Below are 13,286 nucleotides of genomic sequence, written 5' to 3' on the forward strand. Positions count from 1 at the left end.
ACTACTTCGACCACAGGCTAACCAATGCCGTGTTAGAGGGTATGAACTCAATCATCCAATCGGCCAAAAGACAGGCCCGCGGGTTCAGCAACCTGGAGTACTTCAAGACCATCATCTACCTGAACCTGGGAAAACTACACTTCCCACAGCTGACACCCTGTGCTACCCACTAAAAACCGCGAAGGGCCGAAAAAGGCCATCGTATAAACCGATGACCTGGTGTTTTTTGGTCGCGGGGGGAGGATTTGAACCTCCGACCTTCGGGTTATGAGCGAGTCAAACCCTATTGTCAGGGTCTATCAGGTTTCCCGCATTTTGCCAAATCAAGCCTTTGAGCTGGGATTTTTTCTATCAGGCTTTATCACGTATTGTCATGTTTTCCAACCTTTTTGACGCTGTTTGGTGGTCATTTGGTGGTCACTAAGGTGGTCATCAGGTGGTCAAGTTTTTCTCCACCTTTCCTGTGGAAAACGTCGAAAGGAACTAACATGCAATACAGACCAAAAAGCCTAAGGAGACGTAGGAACACCAATAAGTGGGAGTGCGTCCTCGTACACACCGATCCGCTTACGGGAGAGGATGTCTCAACCTATCACACTGTTCTCGGAAAGACCCGCAAGCAAGCTGAACAATCGAGATGCGATCTCATCGTCCAACTTGAGCTCAAGGGCTTTTCCGCGTCTTCCGACATGACGGTGCGGCAGCTCATGGAGGGCTTCCTTGAGTACAAGGTATCGAGCAAGACCATCGAGCCCTCAACCATTCGTGGTTACAAGGGCGAAACGAAGACGATTTGCAGGTATATCGGCGCTGAGCTCATATCCGACCTCAGCGTCCCAACCATAAACGCATGGATGGCGAATATGTCCGATGACAGCTACGCGCCTAAGACCATATCAAAATGCTTTAGGCTGCTGAAGCAAGCGCTCAACTATGCCGTTTCCCTTGATCTGCTTTCCAAGAACCCCTGCAACTTCTGCAAACCGCCGAAGCGAGTGAAGGCTCCCATCAACGCCTTATCGCGCGAAGAGCGTAGCCGCATGCTGGACCTTGCCCGGCATGCCCAGCCTGGAGCGCTTGCCGTGGCCATAGAAATCATGCTCACCACTGGAATGCGCCGAGGCGAGGTATGCGCGCTTCGCTGGAGCGACTTCGACGAGTCGAAACGAACCATCACCGTCTCGCACGCACTCGGAAGTGGAGAGGGTGGCTTCTACTTGAAAGAGCCCAAGGCCGGACGCTCGCGCATCATACCTTTGACCGAGCACACATACAACTTGCTCAAGGGCATGCAGGACGACCTGAAGTGGATGTGTAACAAGCTGAAACTACGACTCGAAAACGCGTATATTCTCGGAACCCTGGAATCAGAGAGTCGCCCCTATAATCCAACGCAGATAGGCAAGGACTTCAGCGCCTTCTGCAAGATGAACGGGTTCGACTGCACGCTGCACGACCTCCGACACACCTTTGCCACCTTCATGATCGCCGAAGGGGCCGACGTACGAACCGTCTCCGACTACCTCGGCCACGCCAACCCCTCAATGACTCTCGACATCTACGCCGACGTAGATCCCGAGGCGAAGCAGCGAGCGGTCAAATACATCGAGGGCGCATTCGACGATACCATGAGCGTTTTCCAACGTGACATCGAGCGTCGAAAGGCCGAGATTGACGATTCGAAGACGCAACCATGTCCGGAGAGGATATCCGGCATCACCCCAGAATCCATCCCGTTTTCCATAGAAGAGCTCGAAGAGATGATAGCCGTGCTTAAGAAGGCATCATAGAGGTTGGCTATACGCCCACTGGGGCAAATTGTCTCAGTGGGCGACTGCCAGATCAACTCCTCTTGAGCATCCTCCAGGCACCATGCGATATTCCCGAAGCGATAGCACACAGAAGAGGCTTGGGGAATCAAGAGCGCACATTCCAGTCTGCCAATTTGAGGAGATCGCTTGCCGCATCCATAGTCTGCCCGAAGGTTATGCCGACAGCGTAGGGTGTATCTTGGAGATAGGAGTCCCATACCCTATTCATCGCATCAGACGAGCGAACTTCCTCCAAAATGCTCTCCCAGTTCGGCAGCATGCCTGCTGAGTTGCGCTTTTCGCAAGTGGAATGCAACGCCTCACGCAATTCATCAGGGTTCAGTTTGTTGGCCATCGTGCGTCGCAGGATATAGAGATCATAGTAGTCTCTTCCCCGTGTGTTGGCTGTGCCTCGACTGACTACTGTCTCTAGCTTCTCCGCGACGACCGTCGCCAACTGATATGAGAGGATATAAGCAATCCTCCCTTGAGCACGAACTTGTCAGCATATGGGCTTTTCTTGATTCTTACGCCAATTCCTGAGCACTGTTCCGCAATATACTGAGCAGCATGACGCTCATTCTCGAGTCAAGATTTCAGGCCTCTTCTATAATTACGATGCATAAACCGCTTATGGCAGAAAGGGGCTTTAGGTTGCAGGAGCATGCCAGACAAGACGAGATCGTAATCTACGAGTCGGATGATGGGCAGATTCAGCTTGACGTTCAATTGGATGGCGAGACTGTCTGGTTGTCATTAGATCAGCTCGCTCTTTTGTTCGATAGAGATAAGTCTACTATTTCTCGCCATATTAAGAACATCTTTTCCGAGGGTGAACTCGAGGCGCAATTAGTTGTTGCAAAATATGCAACAACTGCCAGAGATGGCAAAACTTATCAGGTTGATTATTACAATCTCGACGTTATCATTTCAGTTGGGTATCGTGTGAAGTCCCAGCAAGGCGTGCGTTTTCGTCAATGGGCAACGGATGTGCTCCGCAGATACGTCATTGAAGGGCGCGCGGAAAACGAGTGCAGGCTTCTGCAACTTGCTCAGACTGTCGGACTCCTCGAACGCGTTTCTGATAAGTTAGATACCAATCAAGTGCTCGAAGTGGTGAAGAGCTATGCATCGGCGCTTAACCTTCTTGATGATTACGATCACCAGCGAATCACAAAGCCTCTTGGATCAGATGCGGTCTTTGTCCTCAACTACGACGAATGCATGGAGCTGATCAAAACACTTAGGTTCAATGACGAAAGCGACCTCTTTGGCATCGAGAAGGATGATTCGTTCAAGAGCAGCATAGCGACGATTTATCAATCTTTTGGTGGCGAGGATCTTTATCCGTCCGTTCAGGAAAAGGCGGCGAATCTGCTTTACTTCATCGTGAAAAATCATTCCTTCCATGATGGAAACAAGCGCATCGCTGCAACCGTTTTCCTTTATTTCCTCGATAGGAATGGAATGCTCTATCGCGGAGAAGGGAAAGTGATAAGCGATGGCGCTCTTGTGGCTACCACGATCATGATCGCCGAATCGAAGCCGGACGAGAAAGAGACGATGGTGTCCCTTGTCATGAACTTTCTGACGTAGCTGCGCCCTCAAAAGGCGGTGCAAATAGGCACGAAAACTTGTCCAAATGCACCGCAAACTGCGTGATAGGCTTAGCGCAAAACACCAGTCCAGTCATATGATTTAACTTACTTTACCTTCCTTAAAGACCGCTCATGCCCTCTACTGTCGGACTATCGAGCCCGACTAGGCGTACCCTGCGCTGTACATTGCAGACCGTCCCGGTCGAGCAGCCAGCTGCCGCAGCTATCTCGCGCTGTGAATAGCCACCGGCAAGTGTAAGCCGCACGATCTCCTTATACGATACTTTCGGTTCCATAGAACCTCCCATCTAATAAAAAACCCTGCATGGTCGTCTTTGCCATGCAGGGCGATTATGGGAGTGTTTAGCAATTAGCGCTCGCGTGCTCAGGAATGAGCGTCATGCTGCTCAGTATATTGCGGAACAGTGCTCAGGAATTGGCGCAGGAATCACTTTTCTCAAACCTCATAAGCAGGTGCTCGAACAGATACATCTGAAGGACCTCTTGGGGCTTGAGACCGTAGTCCTTCGCGAACTGACGTATCTTGCCTTTCAGGCTGGCATCGCTTTTGATCTTGTTCATGTGAGCACCTCCAGGTAGGTTTGCAGCTCGTCACGCACCCCTAACGCCTCGCTCATCTTGGCGAGCTTCGGCAAATCGCGATCCCTTCGTTTGAAGTAGCCCACAATGGCGTCGCGAATGAGCTGCGGGTTCGCGTTTCCCTTTGAGCGTTCCCTTATTAGATCGGCGATGGATCGCTCGGCGTCATATGCGGCGACCTCGATTCCCATGGGATCCCTGACCATAGTCTTCCCAAGTCCGTACAGCTCCGGTTTTTCACGGTATATCCTCAACTCTGGAAAGTCGGTCCTGAGTCCATGCGGATTATAACCATAGGGGACACTCACGCTTATGTTTCCAGGAACACGATCGGAGAGTCCAAGTAGATATAGCGAAGTCCCGTGGGAGAGGATGCACTTGGGCCAGCGCATCGTCACGGCAGCGAACTCGTCGTCTAGCACATCGAGAGAGCAGTACACGCCGCGAGTCAGTCGGTCTATCCTGCCGCTGTTCAAGGCGTACTCGATCACGCCGGGCGCAAACCCAGCCTCCTTGAGCTGCGCTGCGGTCGCGACGCCTCCGAGCTCTTCGATATATTCAGCAACAGATTTGATCTTGCACTCCTAGATTTTTAGACACGTATAGTACCGTAATTGTGTCTATAAGTCTAATCCCATTCGATTCCCAGCGACCTCGCATGGCAGGCCACCTTTCCTTCAAGTGGAAAGAAGGGCTAGCGCCTCCATTGCCAAGCTGAGGCAAATTGCCCCAAATTGGTCGGGGGTCCTCCCTCCATCGCGAACACGCTCTACAAGTTGGGCGCCATCGAGACCTACGGGACCGGCCTCCAGCGCATCAAGAGTGCATGTGGCGGGCAGAACGTTTCCGTTGAAGTGTTCCAACGTGGCGGCAGCGTCCACGTTCGGTTCATACGGTCGGAGGCATTGCCGCCGCTAACCGCCAACAAACCGCCGACAAAGTCAATTTAAGCGGACTGGCCAGAAATAACAGGAAGGTGTACGAATACCTTTCCGCAAACGAAACTGCGGCGGTAACGGAGATGTCGGAAGTTCTCGGCATCCCATCGCGAACTCTGCGCGACGTTATGCGCCGGCTCACCGAGAGAGAACTGGTAGCTTCCTCGGGAGCGAATAAGAACAGGCGGCACAGCCTGCGCTAGGGTTAGGTAACCGCTAGAAACAACCCGATGTCGGCAAGATGCCTGATAAGGTCATCGCGATCAGCTTCGAGTCCGCGCTCAGTCATGAGAAGATCCGCTTGTTGCTCGAAAGACAACCAGGGCTTCGTGTATTCTCCCATGGTACTCCTATATTCCCTGCACAAAAGAAGACCCGCCAGTGTGCATACTCGAGAGCAGAGGCCGGGCGGGTTTACTGATAGTAGCCTACCACAGCCGCCACGGTTTTATATGAATCTCCACTGACTTTGTTAACCGATGGTTGTCTGGTTGGTTGTCTATAAGCTCCGTCCGCTATCGTCAGCCTTCTTCAAAATCCCAGCCCATCTCACGGGCAGCAAGGCTGCCACTTTCAAGCTTCTCTACTCCAATGGCGGTGTCGAACTGAGGGACGATGAGCGGCGCCGTAGAGTTGGGAAAAGCCTGTGCTCTTCGCGCGGGCCAGTCAGGCTCGAAATTAAACGTCGCGCCGAGCTCTATCTCCTTGATCACCTCGAGAACCTCGTCAAACGTGAATATGGCACATCTTCCGCACATGACTCTGTCCTAACTCAGCATACGTGAACACCTGATACGTTCTCTTCCAAAAACCAACGCGGGTTCACGTGGAAGAGAAGCGTTTCCTTGCTGTCTATCATCACGGTATAGCACAAACTGCCGTCGTCGCCGACGCGCTTGAAGAACCGACGACATACGGATACCAGCTTCTCTATGGGATACGTGCAACCGCACCTACTGGACCGACATGGGATGACGCTAGGCTTCCTTATCTATGCGCACGGTGACACACACGTACCTTGTCGGTCTTCCCGATATTCCTCGCACCACAAAAGCCACCTGGCTGAGAAATACGATCAGATACACAGTGTTTTCCCGCTTGATGTCCAGTTTCAACATCGCCTCATCGGTAAGCTCCACGTCGCGGTGAATGCACTTGTTCCCTAAACGCCGCAGCAGCACAAGCAAATATCGGGAATCGACGAACTCACAAGTTCTGGGAATTCGCAATACGATTTCTCCGGGAATCATCCGAGCGCCCAACATGAAGGCGTCCGCACGCTCGTTTCGTGGGCGCCAGCTTGCCCGATCGCCCTTTCAGCGCACCTAGCAGCCCGCATCCTCGCAGCCATCCGCGCATCCGCACAAGGGCCGCGAAAACTTTTTCTCGGCACGCCCTACCTCTGAAGATCCAAGAAAAACTCCAGCCCTACCGGGTTTCGCTTCCTCCCTTGCCGCGCCTGCGCGTCGCCTGCGCCTTTCGGGCATGCAAGGTACGCAACAGAAAGGGGCGAATCAAAATGCCAAGAACGACCACAAGAACCAGAACAAGGCGGGCCAACCCTCCTCAACGCGAGGCTCTGCTGAGTTTCTGCAGGCACTGCGAATCGGTGTTCGAGCCCGCAAGTTCTCCAATTCCCGACGTCTGTCCAAACTGCGTCGAGACGAGGTACACCCAATGCGATCGCTGTGGCAGCTATCACCTCACCGAAGAGATGCTCACCACCTCCGAGCCGCACATCTTCTGCCAAAGCTGCGCCGAGTCGTTAACCTACACATGCGGCTTCTGCGGCCAGCGACACGAAACCGAGTTCCACCAGTCCACGACCGCACATGACGGACGACTGATTTGCGACGAGTGCCTCTCGAGCTTCTCTCGCTGCAACTGCTGCGGCAGGCTCTTCAGAAACAGCGACACCCAGCTCACGAGTAACGGACGGTATTGCTGGTCGTGTTCGGCATACAACACCGGGTGAGCGATCATGTCCTACAGCTTCAAGCCCGAGCCTGTCTTCCACGACATTGAAGGCGGTGATCCGTCGGGGCTCTACCTCGGCGTAGAGCTTGAGATGGACTGCGGCAACGCCGAGGCCACAGCGAAGCGGATATCCGAGGCATACGGCCCGCAGGTACTCTACTTCAAGCACGACGGCAGTCTAGACGACGGTTGCGAACTCGTCACTCACCCCATGAGCCCCGAGTACATGGCATCGGATGCGGGCAAGGAAATGTGGCACGACATCTGCACATCGGCACTCGCCGAGGGTATGCGAAGCCACGACACGAACACCTGCGGGCTTCACGTTCACGTCAGCCGCGAGTTCTTCGGAAAGAGCAAAACGTCTCAAGAGCTCACCGAACTCAAGCTCATCGAGACGGTGGACCGACTCTTCGAGCCCATCGTCATCTTCTCCCGTCGCAAGCGCCACTGCATAGACCGCTGGGCGCCCAAGTGCAACGCCCCCAAGGAAGACGCCGGCTGGATCAAGAAGGCCAAACGTGTGAGCAGCTTCGCCAAGCGCGACCGCTACCACGCCGTCAACGTCACCAACGACGCAACCATAGAGTTCCGCTTATTTCGTGGCACGCTCAAACCCGAGACGATCCTGGCCACCCTGCAGTTCGTCACGGGGTTCTGCTATCTCGTCAAAGCTTCCAATCCCTCGCAAATGGATCGCTACAACTGGTACGACCTCTGCGACGCGGTGATAAACGCATGTCCCGTAGACACCACGGAGCTTCACAACTATCTGATCGAGCGCGAGCTCATCGTCCCGGAAGGAGATTTCTCATGTGCATAATCGTCTACAAGCCGCAAGGCAAACAGCTCCCCAGCACGGACACGCTTCGAGCCTGCTGGGACAATAACCCGGACGGCGCCGGCATCATGTGGCCAGACGGGAATCACGTCAACATTAAAAAAGGCTTTATGGCCTGGCCTTCTTTCCTTGAGGCGTTGGAAGAGGTCACGTCCAGCATCGACGTAGCCTCGACTCCTATGGCGCTCCACTTCCGCATAGCCACCCACGGCGCGGTCGTTCCGGGGTGCTGTCACCCCTTCGCCGTGAAGGACAGCCTCGCGAAGATGCGCATGACCGAGATCGGCGCCGATGTCGGGTTCATGCACAACGGAACGCTCGCAGGCCTTGATACCAATGACGCGACTTCCGACAGCATGGCTTTCGTGAAGGCGGTACTCGTACCGCTGAAGGATATGTCGGATGACTTCTTGAGTGACAAGCGCGCCCTGCGAATCATTGAAGGTTCCACTCAAGGCTCCCGCTTCCTAATCATGTCCAAGACCGGTACCGTGCGCCTGTTCGGCAACTGGGTCAAAGACCACGGCATTCTGTACTCCAACAAAAACTTTCACACACGCTACACGTACACGCCGACGCTTTTTGACAACTCAATCTATGATGCTTGGGCGGCTTTCAGCAATCTTGACGAAAGCCTTGTTCGCTACGGGCTATTCGAGGCCTGCAAAGACTGCTCAATGCTCTTCGATTGTGCGGAGTACCTTCCCATCTGCACCGATGCTCTCCAGGCGTCTGAAATGGTGGCGAGCTGGGCGTGACCCGCCTCCGCGAGTTCCCCCAGTCCCTCGAAAAGGGGTGGGCGCTCGAGGCAGTGCGAGCAGCGGTCGCAGCGGCCGTGGCCAGCGTAGATCCGGCGCGCTACGCGGAGAGGCTCCGGGCGCTGCCAGACATGGCCATGCGCTATTGGCTGCGGTATCGTGTGTGCTTCCCGAATATCCGATACCTTCTCGAATTGGCAATACTATTATGAAAACGTTATACTGCTGCCATGACGAAATACGACGACATAATCTATGACATTGCATCCGACAATTTCGGACTCATCACCTCTGCCGAGGCGCGCGAGGCCGGCGTGTCGAACATGGAGCTCGTCCAATACGCCCGCCGTGGTCGGCTGGAGCGCATCGGCCAGGGGCTCTACCGTCTCACCCGGCGCACTCCCGAGGCGAACGACTCCTATGCGGCCGCAGTCGCCCTGGTCGGGCCGGAGGCGTACCTCTACGGCGAGGGAGTGCTGGGGATGCTCGAGCTCTGCCCAGTCAATCCGGCGTACATCCCCGTGGCAACTCCCAAGCGCGTGCGTAAGCAGCTTCCGTCGTATATCCGAGTCGTCAACCCCAGGGAAGAGGATGCCGTTGAAACCTACGATGGCATACGGTCTCAGAGCGTGGCTGCCGCGATCAGGTCCTGCTTGCCGACGGTCCTTCCCGATCGGCTGACAAGCGCCGTTGAAACCGCATTCGCTGAAGGCTACATCAACGAAAGCGAGAAGAAGGCCCTCGCGGCCGATCTGGAGGTGGTAGCATGACGCCGCCCAACAGCAGGAGAAACCTCGACGAGGCGATCAAGCGCCTCGCGACAGAGCGAGGCGAGGCGCCTCTTCGCGTCCGGGACGTTCTGGCGAACACGGTGGTCGCGCAAATGCTCCCCGACGGCGTGATCAAGGGAGGAAGCGCGATCAAGCTGCGCCTGGGGGATGCGGGCACCAGGTTCACCACGGACCTGGACTTCGCCCGCTCCGCGTCCTTGGACTCGTTCCTGAGCAGTCTTCAGGGCAGCCTCGGCGAGGGATGGGAAGGGTTTACCGGGCGTCCGGTACAAGGCAGACCGGCTCGCCCGAAAGACGTGCCGCCGCATTACGTGATGCAGCCAATCGACGTGAAGCTCTCGTACAAGGGCAAGCCATGGTGCACGGTGAAGCTGGAGGTGGGCCACAACGAAATGGGCGACGCGGATGAGGCCGACCTCTGCCTAGCCGATGACGTTGCCGCGATGTTCGAAAGCCTGGGCTTCCCAAAACCGCGCCCGATCCCGTTGATGAAGCTGCATTACCAAATCGCCCAGAAGCTCCATGCGCTTACCGAGCCTGGAAGTCGTCGCGCGCACGACCTGATAGATCTCCAGCTGTTGGCGAAGAACTCAGAATTGGACTATGCGCTGATAAACAGAACCTGCAAGCGGCTTTTTTCATACAGGGACATACAGCCTTGGCCGAGCTTCGTCAAGATGGGTCAAGAATTGCGTGAGGCATACGAGGCTCAAAGTGCAGGGATTTCAGTTCTGCCAAGCATAGAAGAAGCCGTCTTATGGGCCGACGACCTGATTAGAATCGTTATTCGGGAAAATGACTGAAAGGGCAGAAATGGACACTGTTTCAAAACACAACAACTCGATTGATCTGGATACGCGGAAGCTAATATCTTGCCGCTACAAGAGCATTACAAAAGCAGTCAACCAAGAGTTCTGGAACTCTTCGAGTGAGACGGAGCATTCGCTATATGTCGGGTCGTACGGACGTGGCACTGCTACGAAATCCAGTGATTTGGATGTTCTGCTATCCCTTCCGCAAGGTGAATACAAAAGATACGACGCATATAAAGGAAATGGACAATCGCGGCTTCTCCAAGCTGTGAAAAATGCCGTTGGACGAGCGTACAGTAGGACGAATGTTCATGCCGATGGCCAGGTCGTAGTTGTCCAGTTTAGTGATTCTATGCGTTTCGAGTTGCTTCCTGCGTTCAAACAAACCGACTGGAATGGCCGAACTTCTTTCATCTATCCCGATTCAAATATGGGCGGAAACTGGAAACCAGCTGACCCAAAAGCGGAACAAGAGGCAATGAGGGTCAAAAACAGTGAGTCAAACGGGCTGCTATTCGACACTTGCAAACACATTCGGTTGATTCACTCAAGCCGCTTCTCCAGCTATGAATTATCTGGAATTGTCATTGATAGTTTTGTTTATTCTACAATGGGTGCATGGCACTGGGCAGAGAGTGGGATTTCGTCTTCTCCTGATGGCGAATATGAGCGAATGTTATACAGTACGTTTAACAGCAGGTCTATGAATGGACTTTTCTCGTTCAGCTTATCCGCGCCGGGAAGCCAGCAAACCGTTAATGTCGAAAAGAGCCTCTCTTGCTTAGGGAAGGTTCTAAAGTACATGGCTGAATAGCGATGATGAAATAATGGGCGATGTAGAATACAAGGCAAGGCTAGAAAGTCAGCTGAAAGAGGCTTATGTCAAAGTCCTATATACTTACCAAACTCAACAAGAGGCTGCCAGCTTAAAGATCGCTGTGCAACGACGTGTTTCGATGATTCAAATTATCTTGACCTCTTTAATATCCGTTGGGTTTGTCGGTGCGTTCTTTTCGCAGACCGGAGTCACAGCATGTCTTTCGGCTGTCCTAGCCGCTGTTTCTCTTTGTCTGAATATCTACACGCGAAGTGCAAGAAATGAAGAAAGGGCCAATTCCCACACGAGAACTGCAGATCAGCTTTGGGTAATCGTTCAGGACTACATATCTTTGTTGACGGACTTTGACGACATAGGTCTTGATGAAATAAAGGCAGCGAGACAGGATTTGCAGTCCAGAACAGCAGAAGTCTATTCTCGGGCACCTCGTACTAATAAGCGTGCGTATGAGCTGGCAAGGAAAGCGCTGAAAAAAGAAGAGGCTCAATCGTTTGGCGAAGGCGAGTGCGAAAAGCTCTTACCAGTTGCCTTGAGGAAAGTTCAGTAGAGGATAGATTCTTGATGTGCTTTACGCCCGTGCTACAGGCTTCTTCATCCCTCGAGCGATAGCTTGCTCAGGAACGAGGCGATGAGCGTCATCGCCTCGTTCAGCTCGGAGGTAGACTTCTCGAGCTCCCTCTGCTCGTTCTCGTGTCCCAGGTTCATGGCCCGCACCACCCGACCTATTCCTCACCATCGGCGCCGAACGATCCTCGCCATATGGCGTATTCACACTCCGACACCCGCCCGTCTTTCAGAGCGTCCTTCTGCTCTGCCCACTTCTCCAGGGCCATTTCGAGCTTCGGAGCGTGAGGCGCATCGGGATTCACCGCAATGGTCACGGTAGAGCCGATTCGCACTGGCTCTATCCCAAAGCCCGCCTCCTCCATCTGGAAGAACACCTCGAGCACGTCTTGCACCGAATCGAGATGTCGGTCTTCGAGCGATTGCACGGTCACACCGAGGGCGTCGGCGATCTCCTGCAATGTCTGGCGGTCGGGCATCCTGTAGCCCGTCTCGTAGTTCCATATCAGGCTCTTCCCCTTGCCGATCATCTTGCCGAGCTCGACTTGGGTAAGCCCCGCCGCCTTGCGGGCTTGCCTTATGCGATCTCCTGTGCTCAAATCACGCACCTCTCTCTCGCCTTTGTTCTATTATCCCTCATTCCTGCCGCGCCTTCGTGTACCAGTAGCAAATCTGCTCTCGAGCGCTGCCGCATTTTCCCTCAGAGTCCTTTTCCTTGCGAGCCGATCATAACTGCCCGCGTCCTCTTATCCTCCCCTCGCTTGCCTTGAGAGCGCATCAACGCATGTGGCCGCAGCCTCCCACAAGGGTCGCGATCTTTTCCCGAAACTTTCCCGAAAGCATTCCTCCCCATCACTCGGGAAACTTTCAGGAAAAGAACGCCATGTGCGAAAGCACATTAGCTTCGCTTCCTCCCTTGCACGAGTCAGCGAGCACATGCGCCAAGCGCCACACAAGGCCACGTCCAAAGGGGATGGCCTAAGAACTTAGGAGGTCGCAATATGAAAGAGCTCAAGGCCAAGGCCCTGAAAGCAGCGGAGCGCTTCATCGAGCACAGAGGATATACCCTCATTGAATCCACCGACACACTGCCCGTAAACAGCCTGACGGACATCATTGCGAACAGCGGAAATGCACTCGTGTTCATCGAGGTCCTCGCGAAGGACGACGCTGATTCCGGCTTTCCCAAGGAACGCTACGACGAACACATCCGCGAAGCCAAGGAGATGGATGCCATCAGGTGGCTGCAACGTCAAGACGGCAGATACTGCGACATGCAGATACGCTTCGACGTCATATCGGTCCTCGTCATCGCGCCCAACAGAGCCTTCATCAGGCATCACGTCAACGTGATGGGCGAATCGGAACTCGCACCCGATGTTCCGATCGAGCCCACACATCCCCACAACAAAGAGCCCATGCCTGCCCATGCGACCGCATAGCGACTTCCCGGTCGCATACGGAAACGAGCCTCCTCGGCGGAAGCCTGGGAGGCTCCATAATTACAGTACACGTTTATGTGTACTTTGGTGTATAATGTATGCGTAATACAGAATGCGGCATCGCCTCCCGCTTCCACATCTTCGGAGGTGTGCTTCGAGCAAAGGATCGACCCATGAATACCCTAGCCATTAGCGCCATGTGAGAAACCCACAGGCTATGCCTGTGGTGCGGTAGACGGTTAAACCGTACCGCTGACATGAGAATCAGAAAAAGGCTTTCCTGTCCTATGATGGGCCTGCGATGGTCCAGATCGCA

20 protein-coding genes and 1 pseudogene are annotated in these 13,286 nt (G+C 54.2%); 11 read left to right on the top strand and 10 right to left on the bottom strand.

Annotation, left to right across the window (positions count from 1 at the left end):
* Together G7Y43_RS10205 and G7Y43_RS10210 are read left to right on the top strand one after the other, a co-directional pair.
* On the top strand, positions 1–173 hold a 173-nt coding region (locus tag G7Y43_RS10205), incomplete at its 5' end, for a transposase (protein ID WP_165044274.1).
* A 315-nt stretch (positions 174–488) separates the two neighbouring features.
* Positions 489–1,790: a site-specific integrase gene (locus G7Y43_RS10210; protein WP_165046307.1), complete on the top strand. Its 1,302-nt coding sequence runs from the start codon at positions 489–491 to the stop codon at positions 1,788–1,790.
* A gap of 127 nt (positions 1,791–1,917) precedes the next feature.
* On the opposite strand, the gene G7Y43_RS10215 is transcribed toward G7Y43_RS10210, so the two are convergent.
* Positions 1,918–2,292 (bottom strand): nucleotidyl transferase AbiEii/AbiGii toxin family protein, encoded by a 375-nt coding sequence (locus G7Y43_RS10215; protein WP_370514694.1) that lies wholly within the window; start codon positions 2,290–2,292, stop codon positions 1,918–1,920.
* Positions 2,293–2,465: 173 nt separating this feature from the next.
* On the opposite strand from G7Y43_RS10215, the gene rhuM reads away from it, so the two are divergent.
* Positions 2,466–3,407, top strand: a complete 942-nt coding sequence (rhuM, locus tag G7Y43_RS10220) for a RhuM family protein (RefSeq protein ID WP_206215132.1) — start codon at positions 2,466–2,468, stop codon at positions 3,405–3,407.
* Positions 3,408–3,528: 121 nt separating this feature from the next.
* Here the strand turns inward: rhuM and G7Y43_RS10225 are convergent, their stop codons facing one another.
* From G7Y43_RS10225 to G7Y43_RS10740, 4 genes and pseudogenes are all read right to left on the bottom strand, one after another.
* A complete protein-coding gene (locus G7Y43_RS10225) occupies positions 3,529–3,705 on the bottom strand; it encodes a helix-turn-helix domain-containing protein (protein ID WP_165046310.1) in 177 nt (58 codons plus the stop codon).
* A 133-nt stretch (positions 3,706–3,838) separates the two neighbouring features.
* Positions 3,839–3,991: a hypothetical protein gene (locus G7Y43_RS10230; protein ID WP_206215133.1), complete on the bottom strand. Its 153-nt coding sequence runs from the start codon at positions 3,989–3,991 to the stop codon at positions 3,839–3,841.
* Entirely contained in the window at positions 3,988–4,200 is a 213-nt protein-coding gene (locus tag G7Y43_RS10690; protein WP_241158252.1) for a hypothetical protein, read from the bottom strand. Before G7Y43_RS10690 ends, G7Y43_RS10230 begins: the two co-directional genes overlap by 4 nt.
* A gap of 252 nt (positions 4,201–4,452) precedes the next feature.
* Positions 4,453–4,584 (bottom strand): annotated as a pseudogene (locus G7Y43_RS10740) (type IV toxin-antitoxin system AbiEi family antitoxin domain-containing protein); the annotation flags it as partial.
* A 380-nt stretch (positions 4,585–4,964) separates the two neighbouring features.
* Here G7Y43_RS10740 and G7Y43_RS10880 point away from each other — a divergent pair.
* On the top strand, positions 4,965–5,150 hold the full coding sequence (locus tag G7Y43_RS10880; RefSeq protein ID WP_370514695.1) for a helix-turn-helix domain-containing protein: 186 nt from the start codon (positions 4,965–4,967) through the stop codon (positions 5,148–5,150).
* A gap of 2 nt (positions 5,151–5,152) precedes the next feature.
* Here G7Y43_RS10880 and G7Y43_RS10245 read toward each other — a convergent pair whose 3' ends face one another.
* From G7Y43_RS10245 to G7Y43_RS10260, 4 genes are all read right to left on the bottom strand, one after another.
* The gene (locus G7Y43_RS10245; protein ID WP_165046312.1) at positions 5,153–5,290 is read right to left on the bottom strand and encodes a hypothetical protein; all 138 of its coding nucleotides are present in this window, start codon (positions 5,288–5,290) and stop codon (positions 5,153–5,155) included.
* 178 nt (positions 5,291–5,468) lie between these two features.
* On the bottom strand, positions 5,469–5,705 hold the full coding sequence (locus G7Y43_RS10250; RefSeq protein WP_165046313.1) for a hypothetical protein: 237 nt from the start codon (positions 5,703–5,705) through the stop codon (positions 5,469–5,471).
* Positions 5,706–5,924: 219 nt separating this feature from the next.
* Positions 5,925–6,212, bottom strand: a complete 288-nt coding sequence (locus G7Y43_RS10255) for a hypothetical protein (protein WP_165046314.1) — start codon at positions 6,210–6,212, stop codon at positions 5,925–5,927.
* 505 nt (positions 6,213–6,717) lie between these two features.
* A complete protein-coding gene (locus G7Y43_RS10260; protein WP_165046315.1) occupies positions 6,718–6,930 on the bottom strand; it encodes a hypothetical protein in 213 nt (70 codons plus the stop codon).
* Between G7Y43_RS10260 and G7Y43_RS10265 the strand changes: the two genes are divergently transcribed.
* The 6 genes from G7Y43_RS10265 to G7Y43_RS10290 all read left to right on the top strand — a co-directional run bounded on the left by G7Y43_RS10265 (position 6,929) and on the right by G7Y43_RS10290 (position 11,511).
* Complete coding sequence (locus tag G7Y43_RS10265) at positions 6,929–7,747, top strand: amidoligase family protein (RefSeq protein ID WP_165046316.1); 819 nt, start codon at positions 6,929–6,931, stop codon at positions 7,745–7,747. The two genes, G7Y43_RS10260 and G7Y43_RS10265, sit on opposite strands and share 2 nt — an antisense overlap.
* A complete protein-coding gene (locus G7Y43_RS10270; RefSeq protein WP_165046317.1) occupies positions 7,738–8,523 on the top strand; it encodes a hypothetical protein in 786 nt (261 codons plus the stop codon). The genes G7Y43_RS10265 and G7Y43_RS10270 overlap by 10 nt, the downstream gene beginning before the upstream one ends.
* A 230-nt stretch (positions 8,524–8,753) precedes the next feature.
* A complete protein-coding gene (locus G7Y43_RS10275) occupies positions 8,754–9,293 on the top strand; it encodes a type IV toxin-antitoxin system AbiEi family antitoxin domain-containing protein (protein WP_165046318.1) in 540 nt (179 codons plus the stop codon).
* A complete protein-coding gene (locus G7Y43_RS10280; protein ID WP_165046319.1) occupies positions 9,290–10,117 on the top strand; it encodes a nucleotidyl transferase AbiEii/AbiGii toxin family protein in 828 nt (275 codons plus the stop codon). The genes G7Y43_RS10275 and G7Y43_RS10280 overlap by 4 nt, the downstream gene beginning before the upstream one ends.
* 10 nt (positions 10,118–10,127) lie before the next feature.
* The gene (locus G7Y43_RS10285) at positions 10,128–10,940 is read left to right on the top strand and encodes a nucleotidyltransferase domain-containing protein (protein ID WP_165046320.1); all 813 of its coding nucleotides are present in this window, start codon (positions 10,128–10,130) and stop codon (positions 10,938–10,940) included.
* A 13-nt stretch (positions 10,941–10,953) separates the two neighbouring features.
* Positions 10,954–11,511 (top strand): SLATT domain-containing protein, encoded by a 558-nt coding sequence (locus G7Y43_RS10290; RefSeq protein ID WP_165046321.1) that lies wholly within the window; start codon positions 10,954–10,956, stop codon positions 11,509–11,511.
* 175 nt (positions 11,512–11,686) lie between these two features.
* Here G7Y43_RS10290 and G7Y43_RS10295 read toward each other — a convergent pair whose 3' ends face one another.
* Positions 11,687–12,127 carry a helix-turn-helix domain-containing protein gene (locus G7Y43_RS10295; RefSeq protein WP_165046322.1) on the bottom strand — a complete coding sequence of 147 codons (441 nt, stop codon included), beginning with the start codon at positions 12,125–12,127 and terminating at the stop codon, positions 11,687–11,689.
* 402 nt (positions 12,128–12,529) lie between these two features.
* Between G7Y43_RS10295 and G7Y43_RS10300 the strand changes: the two genes are divergently transcribed.
* Positions 12,530–12,970: a YraN family protein gene (locus tag G7Y43_RS10300; RefSeq protein ID WP_165046323.1), complete on the top strand. Its 441-nt coding sequence runs from the start codon at positions 12,530–12,532 to the stop codon at positions 12,968–12,970.
* Positions 12,971–13,286: the final 316 nt, after the last annotated feature.

This window comes from Adlercreutzia sp. ZJ138 (assembly GCF_011038935.1).
Taxonomy (GTDB): domain Bacteria; phylum Actinomycetota; class Coriobacteriia; order Coriobacteriales; family Eggerthellaceae; genus ZJ141.